General features: G+C 68.3%; 17 protein-coding genes. 5 read left to right on the top strand and 12 right to left on the bottom strand.

The genetic code is table 11. The features are described from left to right. Positions 1-396 precede the first annotated feature (396 nt). Positions 397-1,029, top strand: coding sequence for a sigma-70 family RNA polymerase sigma factor (locus CJ179_RS41635; protein WP_095865344.1), 633 nt, complete (start codon positions 397-399; stop codon positions 1,027-1,029). 105 nt (positions 1,030-1,134) lie between these two features. On the opposite strand, the gene CJ179_RS51850 is transcribed toward CJ179_RS41635, so the two are convergent. The 6 genes from CJ179_RS51850 to CJ179_RS41610 all read right to left on the bottom strand — a co-directional run bounded on the left by CJ179_RS51850 (position 1,135) and on the right by CJ179_RS41610 (position 7,202). Beyond that, entirely contained in the window at positions 1,135-1,311 is a 177-nt protein-coding gene (locus tag CJ179_RS51850) for a hypothetical protein (protein WP_179377871.1), read from the bottom strand. A 72-nt stretch (positions 1,312-1,383) separates the two neighbouring features. Then, complete coding sequence (locus CJ179_RS41630; protein ID WP_095865343.1) at positions 1,384-3,456, bottom strand: heavy metal translocating P-type ATPase; 2,073 nt, start codon at positions 3,454-3,456, stop codon at positions 1,384-1,386. A 37-nt stretch (positions 3,457-3,493) separates the two neighbouring features. Then, positions 3,494-3,808 (bottom strand): metal-sensitive transcriptional regulator, encoded by a 315-nt coding sequence (locus CJ179_RS41625; protein ID WP_072945011.1) that lies wholly within the window; start codon positions 3,806-3,808, stop codon positions 3,494-3,496. Further along, positions 3,805-6,075 carry a cation-translocating P-type ATPase gene (locus tag CJ179_RS41620; RefSeq protein ID WP_095865342.1) on the bottom strand — a complete coding sequence of 757 codons (2,271 nt, stop codon included), beginning with the start codon at positions 6,073-6,075 and terminating at the stop codon, positions 3,805-3,807. Before CJ179_RS41620 ends, CJ179_RS41625 begins: the two co-directional genes overlap by 4 nt. After that, positions 6,075-6,965: a hypothetical protein gene (locus tag CJ179_RS41615; protein WP_095865341.1), complete on the bottom strand. Its 891-nt coding sequence runs from the start codon at positions 6,963-6,965 to the stop codon at positions 6,075-6,077. The genes CJ179_RS41620 and CJ179_RS41615 overlap by 1 nt, the downstream gene beginning before the upstream one ends. 30 nt (positions 6,966-6,995) lie before the next feature. Next, the gene (locus CJ179_RS41610) at positions 6,996-7,202 is read right to left on the bottom strand and encodes a heavy-metal-associated domain-containing protein (protein ID WP_095865340.1); all 207 of its coding nucleotides are present in this window, start codon (positions 7,200-7,202) and stop codon (positions 6,996-6,998) included. A 235-nt stretch (positions 7,203-7,437) separates the two neighbouring features. Here CJ179_RS41610 and CJ179_RS41605 point away from each other — a divergent pair, with 235 nt between their 5' ends. The 3 genes from CJ179_RS41605 to CJ179_RS41595 all read left to right on the top strand — a co-directional run bounded on the left by CJ179_RS41605 (position 7,438) and on the right by CJ179_RS41595 (position 10,162). After that, positions 7,438-8,265, top strand: a complete 828-nt coding sequence (locus CJ179_RS41605) for a class I SAM-dependent methyltransferase (RefSeq protein WP_095865339.1) — start codon at positions 7,438-7,440, stop codon at positions 8,263-8,265. Positions 8,266-8,434: 169 nt separating this feature from the next. Beyond that, a complete protein-coding gene (locus CJ179_RS41600) occupies positions 8,435-8,758 on the top strand; it encodes a hypothetical protein (RefSeq protein ID WP_095865665.1) in 324 nt (107 codons plus the stop codon). Between the two features lie 66 nt (positions 8,759-8,824). Beyond that, positions 8,825-10,162: an amylo-alpha-1,6-glucosidase gene (locus CJ179_RS41595; RefSeq protein ID WP_095865338.1), complete on the top strand. Its 1,338-nt coding sequence runs from the start codon at positions 8,825-8,827 to the stop codon at positions 10,160-10,162. Between the two features lie 52 nt (positions 10,163-10,214). Here CJ179_RS41595 and CJ179_RS41590 read toward each other — a convergent pair whose 3' ends face one another. The 4 genes from CJ179_RS41590 to CJ179_RS41575 form a co-directional block, all read right to left on the bottom strand. Then, on the bottom strand, positions 10,215-11,903 hold the full coding sequence (locus CJ179_RS41590; protein ID WP_095865337.1) for an NAD(P)/FAD-dependent oxidoreductase: 1,689 nt from the start codon (positions 11,901-11,903) through the stop codon (positions 10,215-10,217). Beyond that, positions 11,900-12,700 (bottom strand): carbon-nitrogen hydrolase family protein, encoded by an 801-nt coding sequence (locus CJ179_RS41585; RefSeq protein WP_095865336.1) that lies wholly within the window; start codon positions 12,698-12,700, stop codon positions 11,900-11,902. The genes CJ179_RS41590 and CJ179_RS41585 overlap by 4 nt, the downstream gene beginning before the upstream one ends. After that, a complete protein-coding gene (locus CJ179_RS41580; RefSeq protein ID WP_095865335.1) occupies positions 12,697-14,154 on the bottom strand; it encodes an amino acid permease in 1,458 nt (485 codons plus the stop codon). Before CJ179_RS41580 ends, CJ179_RS41585 begins: the two co-directional genes overlap by 4 nt. Before the next feature lie 93 nt (positions 14,155-14,247). Continuing rightward, positions 14,248-14,868 carry a helix-turn-helix domain-containing protein gene (locus tag CJ179_RS41575; protein ID WP_072945029.1) on the bottom strand — a complete coding sequence of 207 codons (621 nt, stop codon included), beginning with the start codon at positions 14,866-14,868 and terminating at the stop codon, positions 14,248-14,250. Positions 14,869-14,976: 108 nt separating this feature from the next. On the opposite strand from CJ179_RS41575, the gene speB reads away from it, so the two are divergent. Further along, positions 14,977-15,993 carry an agmatinase gene (gene speB, locus CJ179_RS41570; RefSeq protein ID WP_095865334.1) on the top strand — a complete coding sequence of 339 codons (1,017 nt, stop codon included), beginning with the start codon at positions 14,977-14,979 and terminating at the stop codon, positions 15,991-15,993. A 297-nt stretch (positions 15,994-16,290) separates the two neighbouring features. Here the strand turns inward: speB and CJ179_RS41565 are convergent, their stop codons facing one another. Continuing rightward, positions 16,291-16,644 (bottom strand): XRE family transcriptional regulator, encoded by a 354-nt coding sequence (locus CJ179_RS41565; RefSeq protein WP_072945033.1) that lies wholly within the window; start codon positions 16,642-16,644, stop codon positions 16,291-16,293. After that, positions 16,637-17,038 carry a hypothetical protein gene (locus CJ179_RS41560; RefSeq protein WP_095865333.1) on the bottom strand — a complete coding sequence of 134 codons (402 nt, stop codon included), beginning with the start codon at positions 17,036-17,038 and terminating at the stop codon, positions 16,637-16,639. The genes CJ179_RS41565 and CJ179_RS41560 overlap by 8 nt, the downstream gene beginning before the upstream one ends. Positions 17,039-17,257 lie beyond the last annotated feature (219 nt).

Below are 17,257 nucleotides of genomic sequence, written 5' to 3'. Positions count from 1 at the left end.
TCTACCCCGGTGGAGAGGGGTAGAGGCTGGGAGAGCGCTGTGGTCAGCGGATACGCCCGGTGCGGGCGTCGACGGCGCTCATGCGGCGGCGTCGAGCAGATGCAGTTCCTCCGCCACGATCAGATCGACCTCTTCGCTGGTCAGACCCGAAAACAGGTGTGTGGTCAACATCGCTCTCACCTCCTCGCCGCGCTTCTACTGGTACGTCGAATCGGAGAACCCGTCATCGACATCGACACCCATACAGACGAGGCAAACCGGATTCGGACGCAGACTGCGTTCTATCGCGGGTGCGTCCGATTGCGGCCGCCGCCGTCGGTACCGGAGAGGTCGTTCCCAGGGGTCGCCACCGCGCCGCCGGACGGGGATGCTGGAAACGGAAAGGAACCACGGATCATGAGCGAGGAATCGACCACCACCGCGACCGCACCCCATCAGGAGCCAGCTGATCTCGAACAGCTCTGGCGCAGCTTCTCGAGCGATTTGCGGGCCTTCATAGCCCGCAGGGTCTCGCGCCCCGAGGATGCCGACGACATCTTGTCGATCGTGTTCCTGCGGATGGCCAAGAGCCTGGACAATCTGCGCGATCAGGACCGCCTCCTCGGGTGGATGTATGCCATCACCCGCAACGCGATCACCGACTTCTACCGCTCCGCGCCGCACCGGCGTGAGCTGGTCGTCGACGCCGTCCCCGACACTCCACCGGACGACGAATCGGATGTCGACGAGGCGGCGGAGAAGGAACTCGCCTCCTGCCTGGTGCCGATGCTCTCCGGGCTGCCCGCCGAGCAGGCCGCGGCGGTGAAGATGGTCGACCTCGACGCCCGAACCCACGCCGCGGCCGCGGGTGAGGCGGGAATCTCGGTGTCCGGGATGAAATCCCGGGTCCAGCGAGGCCGCGCCGCCCTTCAGGCCCAATTGCACGCGTGTTGTGAGATCAGCCAGGATCGCGCCGGGCACGTGCACGACTACCAGCCCCGCAGCGGCGGATCCTGCGCCTGCGGAGCCACACCCACGACGGACCAGTAGGCCGGCACACCCGCTCGAGAGGCGCCCCTAGATCGCGCGACACCACGCACAGACGGCGGTGCGGTGCGAGCCCAACGCTCGCACCGCACCGTTGCCGGGTAAGGACTACTGGCAGCCGCACCCGCCGCCGGCCGTTGCCGCCGGACCGCAGCACGTCGACTTCTCGCTGCGATCGCAGCAGGTGGTCTGCCGTTCGGTGCTGCAACACGTCGGCGCCGCGGCCTGCGGTGTCATGTCCGTCCGATCCGTCGCCGGGGTCTCGAACTCGTTCGGGTTGCTCATGGTGAACTCCTTGATCCGTGGGGATGGGTACCCGAACAGACGGAGGAGAATGGGAATGGACGCAGACCCCGGTCAGTGCCGGCTCAGCCGTTCCGGATCCAGATCGAGTCGTCGCAACAGCTGCGCGTTGAGGGCGACGACGATGGTGGAGATCGACATCAGGATCGCCGCGACCGCGGGGGAGATCGCGACCCCGGCGAACGCGAGGACGCCCGCGGCCAACGGGACGGCGATGATGTTGTAACCGGTGGCCCACACCAGGTTCTGCCACATCTTGCGGTAGCTCGCCTGCGATAGATCGATAATCGACAGAACCGCACGGGGGTCGTCGGCGGCGAGGACGACCCCCGCCGACTCGATGGCGACGTCCGTGCCGGCTCCGATGGCGACACCCACGTCGGCGCGGGCGAGCGCGGGGGCGTCGTTGACCCCGTCGCCGACCATCGCGACGCGGTGGCCGCGGGCCTGGAGTGCCGCCACCTGTGCGTCCTTGTTCTCGGGCAGGACGTCGGCGAACGCCTCGTCGATCCCGAGGTCGGCGGCGACGGCGTCGGCGACCTGCCGGGCGTCGCCGGTGATCATCGCGACCTTCACGCCCCGTGCGTGCAGGGCGTCGATCGCCTGCCGGGACTCCTCGCGGACGGCGTCCTCGAGCGCCACCGCGCCGACCGCCTTCCCGTCGCGGACGACGTGGAGGACGGCGGCGCCGCGCTCGACCCACCGTTTCGTGTGCGCCGCAACGTCGTCGGGGACCGTCACGTTCAGTTCGGCGAGCATTGCCGGTCCGCCGACGGCGACCTCCTCGCCGTCGACCTCGGCGCGGACGCCGCGTCCGGGCAACGACCGGAATTCGGTGGCGGTGCGGCGGGACTCGGCGGGAACCTTCGCGGCAGCCTCGGCGACGATCGCGCGGGCGACCGGGTGCTCGCTATCGGCCTCCACGGCGCCGGCGAGCGCGAGCAGGTCGGTGTCGGTGACACCGGCCGTCGCGACGAGGCCCGTCACCGCGTGCCTGCCCTGGGTGAGGGTGCCGGTCTTGTCGAACAGCACGACGTCGACGCCGCGCATGCGTTCGAGAGCCAGCCGGTCCTTCACCAGCACACCGGCCCTCGCGGCCCGCTCGGTGGAAATGGCGATCACGAGGGGGATCGCCAGGCCAAGGGCGTGCGGGCAGGCGATCACCAGAACGGTGACGGTCCGCACCACGGCCTCGTCCACGTTGCCGAGCAGCGACCACACCACGAACGTGAGAAGTCCTGCGATCGAGGCGAAATAGAACAGGAACGCGGCCGCGCGGTCGGCGAGGGCCTGGGCGCGGGACGAGGACGACTGCGCGTCGGCGACCAGTCGCTGGATGCCGGCGAGCGCGGTGTCCTCCCCCACGGCGCCGACGGTGATCCGCAGCGCGCTGTCGGTGGCGACGGTGCCCGCGACCACGGGGTCGCCGACCGACCGTGGGACGGGGGTGGATTCGCCGGTGATCATCGATTCGTCGACCTCCGCGCGGCCGTCCTCGACGGTGCCGTCGGCGGGAATGCGACCACCGGCCCGCACCAGCACCAGGTCGCCGGTGGCGAGTTCGGAGACGGGCACCTCGGTGACGCCGTCGTCGGTGACCCGGTCCGCGGTATCCGGCAGCAGCGCGGCGAGCGCGTCGAGGGCGCCGGACGCCGACCCCAATGCCCGCATCTCCAGCCAGTGACCGAGCAGCATGATGACGATGAGAAGCGCCAGTTCCCACCAGAAGTCGAGGTTGAACCCGCCGATCTGCAGGGTCGTCACCCACGACGCGAGGAACGCGACCGTGATCGCCATCCCGATCAGCAGCATCATGCCCGGCTGCCGCGACTTAAGCTCGCTCCACGCGCCGGTGAGGAACGGTGCGCCGCCGTAGAAGAAGATCGCGGTCCCGACCACCGGCGGAATCCAGGACGCACCGGGGAAATTGGGGACGGTGTAGCCGAGGAGGTCGGCGAACATGCGGCTGAACACCACCACCGGCACCGACAGTGCGAGACTGATCCAGAACTTCTGCCGGAACACCTCACCGTGCGCGCCGTGGCCGGCGTGCCGATCGGTGTGGGCGTCGTGATCGTGTCCGGTGTGCCGGACCTGTTCCATTTCCTTCTGATGATCGTGAGACATGCCTGCTCCCTCGGAAGCTGCTCTCGTGGTCAGGTTTTCAGGAACGCACCAGTCGTGCGATGGCGTCGGTGGCTTCCTTGATCTTCGCGTCCGCCTCGGAGCCGCCCGCGACGGCGGCGTCGACGACACAGTGGCTGATGTGGTCTTCGAGCAGACCCAGCGCCACCGCCTGCAGCGCCTTGGTCATCGCCGAGACCTGGGTGAGGATGTCGATGCAGTACTTCTCGTCCTCGACCATCCGCTGCAGTCCCCGCGCCTGGCCCTCGATGCGGCGCAGTCGCTTGAGGTAGTCGTCCTTGGCGCTGATGTATCCGTGGCCGGATTCGTGGTCGGTGTGCGGTTGCTCGGTCATGATTGTTCCCCTCGGGTGGGAGTGGTCAGCGGTTGGAACCGGCGCAGTCGCAGGCTGTTGCTCACGACGAACACCGAAGAGAATGCCATGGCGGCACCGGCCAGCATGGGGTTGAGCAGACCCGCCGCCGCCAGCGGCAGCGCCGCGACGTTGTAGGCGAAGGCCCAGAACAGGTTTCCCTTGATCGTGCTCAACGTTCTGCGCGACAACCGGATCGCGTCGGCGGCGGCCCGGAGGTCGCCGCGGACCAGGGTGAGGTCGCTGGCCTCGATGGCCACGTCCGTGCCGGTGCCCATGGCGAGACCGAGGTCGGCCTGCGCGAGCGCGGCGGCGTCGTTGACCCCGTCGCCGACCATCGCGACCACCTTGCCCTCGGCCTGCAGACGCTTGACCACGTCCACCTTGTCCTGCGGCAGCACCTCCGCGATCACCTCGCCGATGCCGACCTGATCGGCGATGGCCCGGGCCGCGGACTTGTTGTCGCCGGTGAGCATGATCGGGGTGAGGCCGAGTTCCCGGAACTGCGCCACCGCCTCGCGGGACGTCGGCTTGACGGTGTCGGCGACGACGAGCACGCCGCGCGCCTGTCCGTCCCAGCCGATCCCGACCGCGGTCTTGCCGTCCGCCTCCGCCGCCTCGACGACCCGCTGGAGTTCGGGGGTGAGGTGCAGCGACCAGTCGCGGAGCAGTTTCGCGCGGCCGATGACCACCGCATGTCCGTCGATCATGCCCTGGACGCCGAGTCCCGCGACGTTGGTGAACTGTTCGACGTCGGGAAGGGTCGTCAGCCGCTCCTTCGCGCCGCGGGTGATCGCCCGCGCGATGGGATGCTCGGACGCGTCCTCGAGTGCCCCGGCGAACCGGAGAACCTGCTCCTCGTCCTGACCGTCGGCGGCGATCACGTCGTGCAGCGACATCGTGCCGGTGGTGACGGTGCCGGTCTTGTCGACCACTACGGTGTCGACGCGCCGGGTCGATTCCAGAACCTCGGGGCCCTTGATCAGGATGCCCAGCTGGGCGCCCCGTCCGGTGCCGACCATGAGGGCGGTCGGGGTGGCGAGTCCGAGCGCACACGGGCACGCGATGATCAGGACGGCGACGGCGGCGGTGAACGCGGCGGCGACCGCACCGCCGGTTCCGATCCAGAAACCGAGGGTCGCGACCGACAATGCGATCACGATCGGGACGAAGATGCCGGAGATCCGGTCGGCCAGGCGCTGCACCTCGGCCTTGCCGGTCTGCGCGTCCTCGACCATCCACGCCATCTGCGCGAGCTGGGTGTCGGCTCCGATCCGGCTGGCGCGAACCACGATTCGACCGCCGACATTGACCGTCGCGCCGGCCACCTCGGAGTCGGGCGAGACCTCGACGGGAACGGATTCGCCGGTCAGCATCGACGCGTCCACCGCCGACGAGCCCTCGACGACGACGCCGTCGGTGGCGATCTTCTCGCCGGGGCGGACCACGAACAGGTCACCGACGTCGAGCTGGTCGATGCCGATCAGCTGTTCGGTGCCGTCCCGCAGCACCGACACTTCCTTGGCGCCCAGCTCGAGCAGCGCCCGCAGCGCCGCACCGGCCCGCCGCTTGGCGCGGGCCTCGAAATAGCGGCCGGCCAGGATGAACGTGGTGACGCCCGCCGCGGCCTCCAGATAGATGTTGCCGGTGCCGTCGACCCGCGCGATCGTGAGCTCGAACGGGTGCGTCATCCCCGGCATGCCGGCGGTGCCCCAGAACAGCGCGTACAGCGACCAGCCGAACGCGGCCAGCGTGCCCATCGACACCAGCGTGTCCATAGTCGCCGTGCCGTGCCGCAGGTTCGTCCACGCGGCCTTGTGGAACGGCCACGCACCCCACACCACGACCGGAGCCGCGAGGGTGAGCGACAGCCACTGCCAGTTGGTGAACTGCAGCGCCGGGATCATCGCCATCGCGATGACGGGGACCGTCAGCACCGCCGACACGAGCAGCCGCTGCCGCAGTGCCGCCGCCGGGTCCTCTTCCTCCGGAGCCGGGGGCTTCACCTCGGGCAGTCGCGCCGTGTATCCGGCCTGCTCCACCGTCGCGACGAGATCCTCGGGCGAGACGTCGGCGGCGTCGTAGTGGACGCGGGCCTTCTCCGTCGCGTAGTTGACGGTCGCGGTGACGCCGTCGAGTTTGTTCAGCTTGCGCTCGATGCGGTTGGCGCACGACGCGCACGTCATCCCGCCGATGGCCAGTTCGATCTGGGAATCGGGCGGTGCCGCGATGTCGGCCGCGTGGGTCATCACTTCTCCTCCGGTCCGGCGGTGGCGGTGAATTCCGCGGTGTGGACGACGCCGGCGTGCTGGAAGTCCAGGAACAGCCGGTAGTCGCCCGCGCTGGGTGCGGTGACGGCGAAGTCGATCCCGGGACCGGCCGCGGTGACGCCGTCGCCGGGATGTCCGTCGGGGTGGACGTGCAGGTAGCCGAGGTCGGCGGTGCGCAGCGCCACCAGGTGACCGTATGCACCGAGGTACGGCTGCAGATCGGTGACGGGTAATCCGTCGCGGCTCACCGAGAGGGTGACGTTCGACGTCTCGCCCGGTCGCAGCGTGCCGTCGAGTGTGACGGTGTAGCCGTCCACGATGGTGGTCGGCGCGGGTGCGGGCAGTTCCTGTGGGTCGTAGGTGCCGGCCACGCGCAGGTCGGTGCCAAGGGTGACGCCCTCTCCGCCCGCCGGGGTGAAGTCCGCGAACACGCGGTAGTCGCCGCCGCGGGTGAGGTCGAGGGGGACGCTCCACGTTCCGGTCGCGTCGAGCGTCGGGTGCACGTGCTGGAACCCGGCGAGGTCGCGGCGGACGACGATCAGGTGCAGCAGTTTCTCGTGCTCCGGGGTGTAGTCCGTGACGGATACCCCCGAGGGATTCGTGATCCGGAACTGCACCGGGACCGCGGCACCGGCGGCGACCTGGTCGGATGCCAGTTCGAGGGTGTAGCCGTCCGCCGTCGGCGACAGTCCGCCCGGCGTCGAGTCGGCGACGGCGTCATGACCCGCCGCGCCGTGCCCGTCGTCCCCGGCCGTGTGCGCGGCGGGCTCGGCCACGTCCGGGCCGGCAACCGACCCGAGGGCGAGCGCGGCACCGAAGATCACGACGAGGCCGACGGTGAATCCGGCGAACTTGCCGGTTGCGTTCATGATGGGGCTCCTGTGCTGGAGTTTGCCGGCTCAGCCGGCGACTGAGTACCCGGCTTCCGCGACGGCATCCGCGAGGGCGCCCGGGTCGAGGTCGGTGGTGCTCTCGATGACGACCGTGCCGGTGGCCAGATCGACGTTCACGGCGGTGACGCCGGGGAGTTCGCTGATCTCCTCGGTGACCGAGGACACGCAGTGGTCGCAGGTCATGCCGGTGACGGTGACGCTGGAGGTGCTCACGGGGGTTCGCCTCTCTTCGGGGTATCGATGTCTTCTCTGAGAACTACCATACCCCCCTACCGTATTCCCGCAAGCGTGTGCCGAGTCGGTGTTCCTCCCCCACGCGGGCCCGAAAAGGTGATTGAGTGGTGTACCGGATCTCACCGGGAACGGAGCCTGGCAATGTCGATGGACACGTTGCGCACCCGGACGCTGCGCCGCACACCGCTCGCCGAGAACCCCGACCCGGTGCGGAATGCCTGACGACGGCCGGAAGCGGGTGGACGCCACCACCCTGACCGGTGTGCCCGCGACGATGATGTGGACGCTCCGCAACCGCGCCGTCGAGGCGGCGCGCCCGGACACCGCGTTCGAGGACCCGCTCGCCGTGAAGCTCTACGAGACCCTCGACTATCCGTACGAGAACTTCGGGAAACCCGGTCAATCCCACGCCCTGCGCGCGCAGGCGTTCGACGACGAGATCCGGGCATTCCTCGCCGCCCACCCCGACGGAACCGTCGTCGCGCTCGGCGAGGGCTTGCAGACCAGCTACTGGCGGATCGGCGACCCCGACGTCCGGTGGGTGTCGATCGACCTGCCCGAGGTGGTCGCGCTGCGCAGGCAACTGTTGCCGGACGAGCCGAACGTCACCACCCTCGCGGTGTCCGCGCTGGACCGGTCGTGGATGGACCACGTCGACACCGGCCGGGGTGTGTTCGTCTCGGCGGAGGGCCTGCTGATGTATCTGCCACCCGACGAGTCGCTGTCGCTCATCGGCGAGTGCGCGCGGCGCTTCCCCGGCGGCCGGATGATGTTCGACTCGGTGCCGAAATGGTTCAGCCGTAAGACGCAGAAGGGCCTGCGGATCCACGGCGACTACACCGTCCCGCCGATGCCGTTCCACCTCTCCGCAGGCGAGGCCGCGGAACTGCCCGCACGGATCCCGGACGTCGCATTCACCCGCGAGGTGGCGTTACCGCTCGGCCGGGGCCTGTGGGGTTCGGCTTTCCTCCGCCGGCTGTCGGATCTGCGGCCGCTGCGCGACTCGCGCCCGACGCTGACTCTGTGCGGATTCGCGGGCTGAGTGCACGCACGTGGACGCTCGCACTCTCGATTGCAGGCTTAGTGCTCCAGGCGCGCCATGTTATAGATGCGGTCGACCAATTATGTCGTACAAAATTAGTGTGGGGCCGACCGAATGTGGGCCGCTGAAGAGGTGACCGCAGAGCAAAATACCCGGAGGGATGACGCAGATGAACACTGAAAACGAGGAGCCCGATTTCGGCCGGCTCGCCAAGTGGGCGGAGAGTGACATGAAGTTGCCCGAGAACTCCGCAACCGCAATGCGAGGCCAGGACGCTGCCGCAGCCGGCAGGGAGTTGCTGGACCGGGTCGGGGCGGGCCGTCCGTCCTTGGGGCAGGCCGATGGTCTGAGCGGCGAATCGCCTCGCCGGCAGGTCCGGCTGCCGCGTCCGTTGAGTGAGAGACTCGATCGCTTCGCCGAGAATCAGCACAGGAAGCCCAGCGACGTCATGCGCGAGGCGGTCGAGGAGTACCTCAAGGCGCACTCCGGCTAGGTCGAGACCGCGCCCCTGAACCCCATCCGACGAGCGGTGTGGGCCGACCCGCAGCAGAATGGTGCAATGGCGGACCGCGGATTCACCCCGACACAGCTCGCGGCACGTGCCGCGTACCTGCTTCGCGGCAACGACCTCGGCACGATGACGAGCGCCGCGCCGCGCCTGTACCCGCACATGTGGAGTTGGGACGCCGCGTTCGTCGCGGTCGGACTGGCGCCGCTGAGCGTGGAGCGGGCCGTCGTCGAACTCGACACCCTGCTGTCGGCGCAGTGGAAGAACGGGATGATCCCGCACATCGTGTTCGCGAACGGCGTCGACGGATACTTCCCCGGCCCCGGGCGGTGGGAGTGCGGGACCCTCGCGGCGCACGCGCCGAGCGGCACCCAGACGTCGGGGATCACCCAGCCGCCCGTGCACGCCATCGCCGTGCAGCGCATCCTCGACCACTCGCGCAGGCACGGTCGCAGCACCCGCGCCGTCGCCGAGGAGTTCCTCGACCGGCGCTGGCCCGACCTCGTGCGCTGGCACCGCTGGCTGGCCAACGCCCGCGACCTCGACGGCAACGGCCGGATCGCGCTGTACCACGGCTGGGAGTCCGGCATGGACAACTCGCCGCGCTGGGACCACTCGTACGCCAACGTCGTGGCCGGGGCGATGCCCGCGTATCTGCGCGAGGATCTGTCCCACGTCGCTGACACGGGACAGCGGCCGTCCAACGGCGAATACGACCGTTACCTGTGGTTGCTCGAAGAGATGAAGACCGTCCGCTATGACGACGAGGAACTGGCCACCGCCATGAGTTTCGCGGTGGAGGACGTGTTCGTCAGCGCCGTGTTCTCGATGGCGTGCGAGGTGCTCGCGACCATCGGCGAGGAACATTCGATGCCGAACAGCGACGTTCGGGCATTGCACGAGTGGGCGGCCCGGTTCCGGCAGGGCGTCCTCACCACCACCGACGAAAGGTCTGGGGCGGCACGCGATTTCGATCTGCGCAGCGGCCGGTGGATTTCCACCGAAACCCTCGCCATGTTCTCTCCCCTGCTGTGCGGCGGCCTGAGCCGCGACGCCGAACGTGCCCTCCTCCGCACGTTCGAGGGGCCGAAATTCTGCGGCCACCCCGACCTCCGGTACGCCGTGCCGCCGTCGACGTCGCCGGTGTCGGGCGACTTCCGCCCGCGCGAATACTGGCGCGGTCCGGTGTGGCCGGTGATGACGTGGCTGTTCTCCTGGGCGTTCGCCCGCCGCGGGTGGGCCGAGCGCTCGCACCTGCTGCGGTCCGAGGGGCTGCGGCAGGCGAGCGACGGCAGTTTCGCCGAATACTACGAGCCGTTCACCGGTCAGCCCCTCGGCAGCATGCAGCAGTCGTGGACGGCCGCTGCGGTTTTGGACTGGTTGGGCTGACGCCCCCGTGAGTACTTATTAACCGCCCGTGGTTAATAAGTACTCACGGGCGCTAGTCGCACAAGCGGATCGGGCCGAGTTCGGCGTACCGGTCGCCGGGTCCGGGGTTGTCGGCCGGGGCGGCGCCGCCGAGGTGGTGCATCACTCCCCAGACGGCGTTGAGCGCGGTCTGCACGGCGCCCTCCGCCCAGCCCGCGGTCCACGAGATGTCGTCGCCGGCCAGGAAGATGCCGCGGTGCCGCGGGTCGAGTTCGTCCTGCACGAAATGGCTGAACAGCCGCTCCTGGTACCGGTAGTGGCCGGGGAGGTTCGCCTTGAACGCGCCCATGAAGTCGCGCTCGGTCTCCCAGGACAGCGTGACCGGCGTGGAGATGATGTGACTGCGGAAGTCGACGCCCGGGTAGATCTCCTCGAGCGACTTGATCATGAGGTTCATCCGCTCGGTCGCGTCGAGCGGCAGGAGTTTGAGCGAATCGTCGGACCACGTGTAGGACAGGCAGATCAGGCCGGGCTTGTCGTCGCCGTGGTCGAGGAGGTAGGTGCCGCGGCTCATCCGGTCGGTCAGCGTCATGCTGACGAGGTCGCGGCCGGTGACCGGGTCCTTGTCCTTCCAGAATGGACGGTCCACGAGGGCGAACACCTTCGTCGAACCCATGTAGTGGGTGCGTTCGATGGCGGTCCAGTGGTCGATCGGGAACAGGTCGTCGTCGCAGTGAATGTTGTTGAGCAGCATCCAACTCTGCGCGGTGAAGACGGCGGCCGGGTAGGTGCGGATCTCACCGGACGAGTCGGTGACCGTCACCTGGTGCGGTGCGGTGCGCCGGACCTCCGTGACGCGGGGACGGGTTTCCCCGCCGTTCAGCGAGCGCACCGACGTGCCGTCCGGCCAGTGCGCCATCCCCGTCGGGGTGTCCGTCCACAGGTGCAGCGGCAGTTGCTGCGACCCGCCGACGATGCCGCGGTGGTGGTCGTCGGCGGCGGTGATCACGACGCGCAGGATCTCGAGGATCGAGTTGGGGAAATCGGTGTCCCAGCCGCCTGTTCCGAAACCGACCTGCCCGAACACTTCCCGGTGCCGGAACGACGCGAAGTGCTTGGACGACGCGAGGAAGCCGTAGAACGTCTGATCGTCCAGCCGGACCACGAGGTCGTTCCAGATCCGCTTGAGTTCGGCGGTGTCGCGATCGCGGATCGCCTGCTGGAGCGGGATCAGTTCGGCGTGGTCCTCGAGGGTGCGCTGCCACGCGTCGGAGACCTCCCGGAACACGGGCGGCAGATCGTCGAGGTGCTGCGCGTAATAGGTTTCGCCCTTGAGGTCGATGACCGTGCTGGGGGTGGCGTCGGCGAGCGGGTTGGGGAACGCCTCGGTCCGCAGCCCGGTGGCGTCGAGGTAGTGGAACAGGGTGGTCGACGACGGTGGGAACCGCATCGCGCCCATCTCGGCCACCACACCCGGGTGGCCCTCGAACGGCTGCGACCGCATCCGGCCACCGATCTGATCCGCCTCGTAGACAATCGGTTTCAGGCCCAGCTTCATCAGCTCGTACGCGGTGACCATGCCCGACAGTCCGCCGCCGATGACCGCCACCTCGGTGCCGTGCCGGTCGGCGGGCACCGCACCGAGGCCCGACGGGTGGGTGACGTAGTCGTCGTAAGCGAAAGGGAAATCGGGACCGAACATCGTCAGCGGCGGGACGTCGGTGTCCGTAGCGGTGCTGTCCGGGGTGACGGGGATCGTCATGAAGTCTTCTCCTGCGGGAAGGGGTAGAGGTCGACGCGTCGGTCGTCGAGATGGGTGTTCTCACGGCGGGATCGGTGGAGGACGTCGAGTTCGAGGTCGACGACGGCCAGTTCTTCGTGGCGGCCCGCCCGGGCGAGTTCGGTGCCGTCGGGTGCGATCGCGCAACTGGACCCGCAGTAGTCGAGTTCGGTTTCGGTGCCGCACCGGTTGACGTACGTGACGAACATCTGGCTCTCGTAGGCCCGGGTGGGGACGACGCTTTCCGCGATGAATTCGTACGGACTCATCAGGCCGGTGGGGACGACGAGCCACTGGGTTCCCCGGTCGGCATGGGCGCGAACGGCTTCCGGGAACTCGACGTCGTAGCAGATCAGGAGTCCGCACCGGATGCCGTCGTGGTCGAACTGGACCACCAGTTCGTCGCCGGCCGCGAAGTGCGACCGGTCGAGGTCGCCGAACAGGTGCGTCTTGCGGTAGTTCGCCAGCGAGTTCCCGGACGGATCAAGTGCCTGCACGCTGTTGTAGACGACGTCGCCGTCCGCCTCGGGGTAGCCGTAGACGACGGTGATCCCGGACTCGCGAGCGATCTCCGCGATCCGTGCCGCGATCGGTCCGTCGGCGGGTTCGGCCCGCTCAGCGATGAGGGATCCGATGTTGTAGCCGGTGGCCGCCATTTCCGGGCAGACCAGGATGGACGCCCCGGATGCGGCCGCGCTCTGCGCGGCGGAGGCGATGGCGGAGAGGTTCGCCGCGACGTCGAAGGACAGTTCGGGACCTTGGAACAGTGCCGCCCTCATCGCGCCTCGACCTCTTCCGGCCTGCTGCGGAGTTCGGACTTGCGGACGCCGTAGGCGAAGTAGATCGCGAGCCCGACCGCCATCCACAGCGCGAACGCCACCCACGTCGAGACGCCGAGGCCGAACAGCAGCAGCGCGCAGAACACCACGCCGAGGACGGGCATCAGCGGGAACAGCGGGGTCCGGAAACTGCGGTGCAGGTCGGGGTGGCGGCGGCGCAGGATGATGACGGCGATGTTGACGAGCATGAACGCGAACAGCGAGCCGATGCTCGTCGCGTCGGCGAGTTCGCCCAGCGGCACGAACCCGGCGAGCGCGGACACGATGGCGCCGACGACGACGATGTTGACGACGGGCACCCGGGTGCGCGGGCTGACGCGGGAGAAGATCCGCGGAACGAGGCCGTCGAGCGACATCGAGTACAGAATGCGGGTCTGTCCGTACATCACTGCGAGGACGACGCTGGCGATGGCGATCACCGCGCCTGCGGACAGGAAGATGGCGGGCCAGGTGCTGGTGGTCGCGGCATTCAGGATGGTCGCGAGCGCGGCGCCCTCACCGGCGATGTCCTGCCAGGGCATCGCCCCGACGGCCGCGATCGCGACCAGGCAGTAGAGGATCGTGACGATCAGGAGCGACAGGATGATGGCGCGGGGAAGGTCGCGCTTCGCGTTCTTCGCCTCGTCGCCGGCGGTCGACGCGGCGTCGAACCCGATGTAGGCGAAGAACACCTGCGAGGCCGCGGCCGTCACGCCTGCGGCGCCGAGGGGAATGAACGGTGCGAAGTTCCCGGCGCGGAACGCGGTGAACGCGACCGCGCAGAAGAACACGAGCACGAGGATCTTCAGGGCCACCATGACCGTGTTCACCAGGGCGCTCTCCGACGCTCCCCGGGTCAGCAGTGCCACCGCGACGAGCACGATGACGATGGCGGGCACGTTGACGATGCCGCCCGCTCCCGGTGATTCGCTGATCGCGGCGGGGAGCGCGATGCCGAACATGCCGTGGAGTAGTTCGTTGATGTACTCGCCCCAGCCGACGGCGACGGCCGCGACCGAGACACCGTACTCGAGCATCAGGCACCAGCCGCAGATCCATGCGAACAGTTCGCCCATCGTCGCGTAGGTGTACGAGTAGGAGCTGCCGGAGACGGGGATGCTGCCCGCGAGTTCCGCGTAGGAGAGGGCGGAGAAGAGGGCGGTGAACGCCGCGAGCACGAAGGCGAGGACGACGGCGGGGCCGGCCTTGGGTGTCGCCTCGCCGAGGATGACGAAGATGCCCGTGCCCAGCGACGCGCCGATGCTCAGTGCGGTGAGGTGCACCAGGCCCATCGACCTCTTGAGACCGTGACCGGGTTCCTGGTCGTTGCGCGCCACGATAGCGTCGACCGATTTGCGGGCGCGCAGTGCGCCGGCCAGTCCGGGCGGGCGCGGAGAAATCTTGGTGATGTCCAACGTTGAGCTCCTGAGCGGTGGAGTGATGCGCACAACAATGAACGGGCGAGCCGTGACTGTCAACACATGTTTCCTAAACCGCTTGACGGTTTCCTAGCGGGAGGTGGGCCGGACGTCGTCCGGTAGTGCTGGGGCCAGAATCCACAGAACGGTCGCGGTGTCGTCGCCGAGCGCGCGGAAGCTGTGCGGCAACTGGGGGGAGAAGGTGAACGCGTCCCCGGTCGCGAGCGACACGTCCTCGCCTGCCCCCGGGCCGTTGAAGGAAATGCAGATCTCGCCCGACACGACGTAGACGAAGGCGACGTCGACCGGCAGTTCGTACGTTTCCGAGCCGCTCCCGCCGCCGGGTTCGATCCGGCTCAGGAGCGACTGGACGCGGCGCTCACCAAACGGGGTCAACAGGAACTCGGCCATGCGCTCCCCGCCGAAGCTGATCGGCGGGTAGGCGTCGGCGCGTACCACCTCACCTGCGGCGGAGCTCTCGAACAGCGACCCGACGGGAATGTTCAGGGCGGCGCAGATCCGCACCAGCGTGGCGACGGACGCGCTCGCGTGGTCCCGCTCGATCTTCGACAGGTAGCCCTTGGTGATGCCGCAGCTCGCGGCAAGTTCGTCGAGCGTGAGGCGCTGTGCCTGCCGAGCCGCCTTGAGCCGGGGGCCGATCCTGGGCGCGTCGACGCCCGACGCACCTTCGGTTGCGAGGTCGTTCGCCATGCATCGATCCTTCGTTGTGTCTCGTATAGGAAACAGGTGTTGACAAGAATGCGTTCCAAGGAAACGATACGACGAAGCCACGTCTCCGGCACACACCGAAGGATTCCGATGACTACAGACCACGACGCAATAAAGGGCCCCGTCGACGCGACCCGCACCCCGCGCTACGCCGAACCCAGCACGTTCGCCCGCCTCCCCCGGCTCGACGAGGTTTCCCGCGCCGACGTCACGGTGCTGGGTGTTCCGTTCGACTCCGGCGTGAGCTACCGTCCCGGCGCACGCTTCGGCCCCGGCCACATCCGCGCCGCGTCGAAGCTCCTGCGCCCGTACAACCCCGCACTCGACGTGCACCCCTTCGGTGCGCAGCAGGTCGCCGACTTCGGTGACATCGGCGTCAATCCGTTCGACATCCAGGAAGCCCTGGCCACCGTCGACGGTGCCGTCACCGACCTGCGCAAGGACGGCTCGACCGTGCTGACGCTCGGCGGCGACCACACCATCGCCCTGCCGATCCTGCGTTCCCTCGCCCGCGACCACGGTCCCATCGCCGTCCTGCACTTCGACGCGCACCTCGACACGTGGGACACCTACTTCGGCGCCCCCTACACGCACGGCACCCCGTTCCGGCGGGCCAGCGAGGAGGGGCTGATCGACCTCGAGCGGTCGCAGCACATCGGCATCCGCGGCCCGCTGTACAGCAAGAAGGACCTCGAGGACGACGCCGTTCTCGGCTTCCAGGTCATCCGGTCCGACGACTACGAGGTGGACGGCGTCGCCAGCATCGTCGAACGGATGCGTCGACGGCTCGACGGCGGTCCGGTCTACGTGTCCGTGGACATCGACGTCCTCGATCCCGCGCACGCGCCGGGCACCGGCACACCCGAGGCCGGCGGCATGACGTCCCGCGAACTGCTGAACACACTGCGCGGACTCGTCGGCCTGAACGTGGTCGGCGCCGACATCGTGGAGGTCGCGCCCGCATACGACCACGCCGAGATCACCGGCATCGCGGCGGCGCACGTCGCGTACGAGTTGCTGTCGGTGCTCGCGATCAATGCGTCGTCGGCTCCCGGACGGGCAGGCCGCGGTGAGGCACTCCGGCAGGCGGCGTATGTGACGAAGTGACGCCGCCGGCCCCGGTCAATCGCGCGAGCGTCAACCGGGGCAATCCGGTCGGGTACTCGAACGGTGCGAAAAGCGCATTCCATACCCGTCGCCACGCCGTACTCGTTCGCCGAGATGTTCGTCTGGCCAGGGTTGCAGCACTGCCGCCTTCGCCTTTTCGTCAGACGGCGAGAGTAATGGTCCAAGACGCGTCCCCGCGGGACGGACTCACCGTGTTGGACAAATTCGAGTTGCTTGTTCGAGGCAGGCGCGGGGGCCAACGTATGTGTAAGGAGAACCTCGCCACAAACTGCACGGCTATGTGCCCGAGAAGGTGTCCAGGTCCAGGCTGACCTCGATCCCATTCTTCTCCACGACGATCCGCGGATGCTCGGCCCCGGTCGCCGCTAGGTACTGCCGCAGCGTCGAGAGGAGCAAGTCGTCGCGCCGCTCGATCTTCGACACCGCCGCCTGCTCCACGCCGAGCACTTTCGCCACCTCGGTCTGCGTGAGATCACCGGCCCTACGGATGTCGGCGAGAGTCTGCACGTAGACCCGGTTCATTTCCGCCGTCTCCGCACGGACACGCTCCACCTCACTGGTGATGGCGGAGTGCGCCGTCAGCTCTGCGATCCTCTCGTTCGCCCGCCTGAACGTGCGCTTGTCAGTCATGATCCTCACCTCGGGTTTCGAAGAGCCACTGCTCGATCGCCGCATCGGCACGAGAACCGACGCTGTTGTAGAACACATCCCCCATCTGCGCCTTGTCCCCCGCGAACAGCGCCACCACCACGACGTCGGTGCCCAGCGGGAACCAGCAGATCACCCGGACCGCGACACCCTCGTCGAACGGGTGCGAGGTCCGCCACACGGATACCCGCCTGGACTGACGCACCCGCTTCAATCCTGGCAGATCCACCGATGGTGGTTCCTCCAGTGCGGCCAGATCCGCCAACGCGGCCGTCACATGTGCCAACACCTGCACCGCGTGAGCGTCCCCACGCTCCGCCTGCTCCTCGAGGCGATCGAGGTAGGCGAAGAAGTCTTCCGGCATGTCGACGATCACCCACAGAGCATTCCATTGATGGAATAGTCCGTCAATGGAATGCAGAGCAGTCTCGAGCGACGTCCAGAGATCCGGAAGGGGTCGAGTCCGAGCCGCAATTCGGCGGCTTCGTGCTCGCGCAAAAGCCTGCCATCAGAAGTGCAACTCGGGCACCAAGTCTTCGCCGTCGGTTCACACAGTGCATGGCCGCCGATACTCCGCTCGACGACGAGGACATAC

This window comes from Rhodococcus sp. ACS1, assembly GCF_002300155.1.
In the GTDB taxonomy this organism is placed as follows: Bacteria; Actinomycetota; Actinomycetes; order Mycobacteriales; family Mycobacteriaceae; genus Rhodococcus_F; species Rhodococcus_F koreensis.
Note: the sequence above shows the minus strand (reverse complement) of the source record. Positions and strands in the feature narration are given on the sequence as shown.

Bases quoted from the DNA above. Each gene is read 5' to 3' on its own strand.
- CJ179_RS41590 (WP_095865337.1), bottom strand. From the start codon at position 11,903: ATGACGATCCCCGTCACCCCGGACAGCACCGCTACGGACACCGACGTC.
- CJ179_RS41620 (WP_095865342.1), bottom strand. From the start codon at position 6,075: ATGACCCACGCGGCCGACATCGCGGCACCGCCCGATTCCCAGATCGAA.
- CJ179_RS41615 (WP_095865341.1), bottom strand. From the start codon at position 6,965: ATGAACGCAACCGGCAAGTTCGCCGGATTCACCGTCGGCCTCGTCGTG.
- CJ179_RS41585 (WP_095865336.1), bottom strand. From the start codon at position 12,700: ATGAGGGCGGCACTGTTCCAAGGTCCCGAACTGTCCTTCGACGTCGCG.
- CJ179_RS41595 (WP_095865338.1), top strand. From the start codon at position 8,825: ATGGCGGACCGCGGATTCACCCCGACACAGCTCGCGGCACGTGCCGCG.
- CJ179_RS41600 (WP_095865665.1), top strand. From the start codon at position 8,435: ATGAACACTGAAAACGAGGAGCCCGATTTCGGCCGGCTCGCCAAGTGG.
- CJ179_RS41635 (WP_095865344.1), top strand. From the start codon at position 397: ATGAGCGAGGAATCGACCACCACCGCGACCGCACCCCATCAGGAGCCA.
- speB (WP_095865334.1), top strand. From the start codon at position 14,977: ATGACTACAGACCACGACGCAATAAAGGGCCCCGTCGACGCGACCCGC.
- CJ179_RS41605 (WP_095865339.1), top strand. From the start codon at position 7,438: ATGCCTGACGACGGCCGGAAGCGGGTGGACGCCACCACCCTGACCGGT.
- CJ179_RS51850 (WP_179377871.1), bottom strand. From the start codon at position 1,311: ATGAGCAACCCGAACGAGTTCGAGACCCCGGCGACGGATCGGACGGAC.
- CJ179_RS41625 (WP_072945011.1), bottom strand. From the start codon at position 3,808: ATGACCGAGCAACCGCACACCGACCACGAATCCGGCCACGGATACATC.
- CJ179_RS41630 (WP_095865343.1), bottom strand. From the start codon at position 3,456: ATGTCTCACGATCATCAGAAGGAAATGGAACAGGTCCGGCACACCGGA.
- CJ179_RS41565 (WP_072945033.1), bottom strand. From the start codon at position 16,644: ATGACTGACAAGCGCACGTTCAGGCGGGCGAACGAGAGGATCGCAGAG.
- CJ179_RS41575 (WP_072945029.1), bottom strand. From the start codon at position 14,868: ATGGCGAACGACCTCGCAACCGAAGGTGCGTCGGGCGTCGACGCGCCC.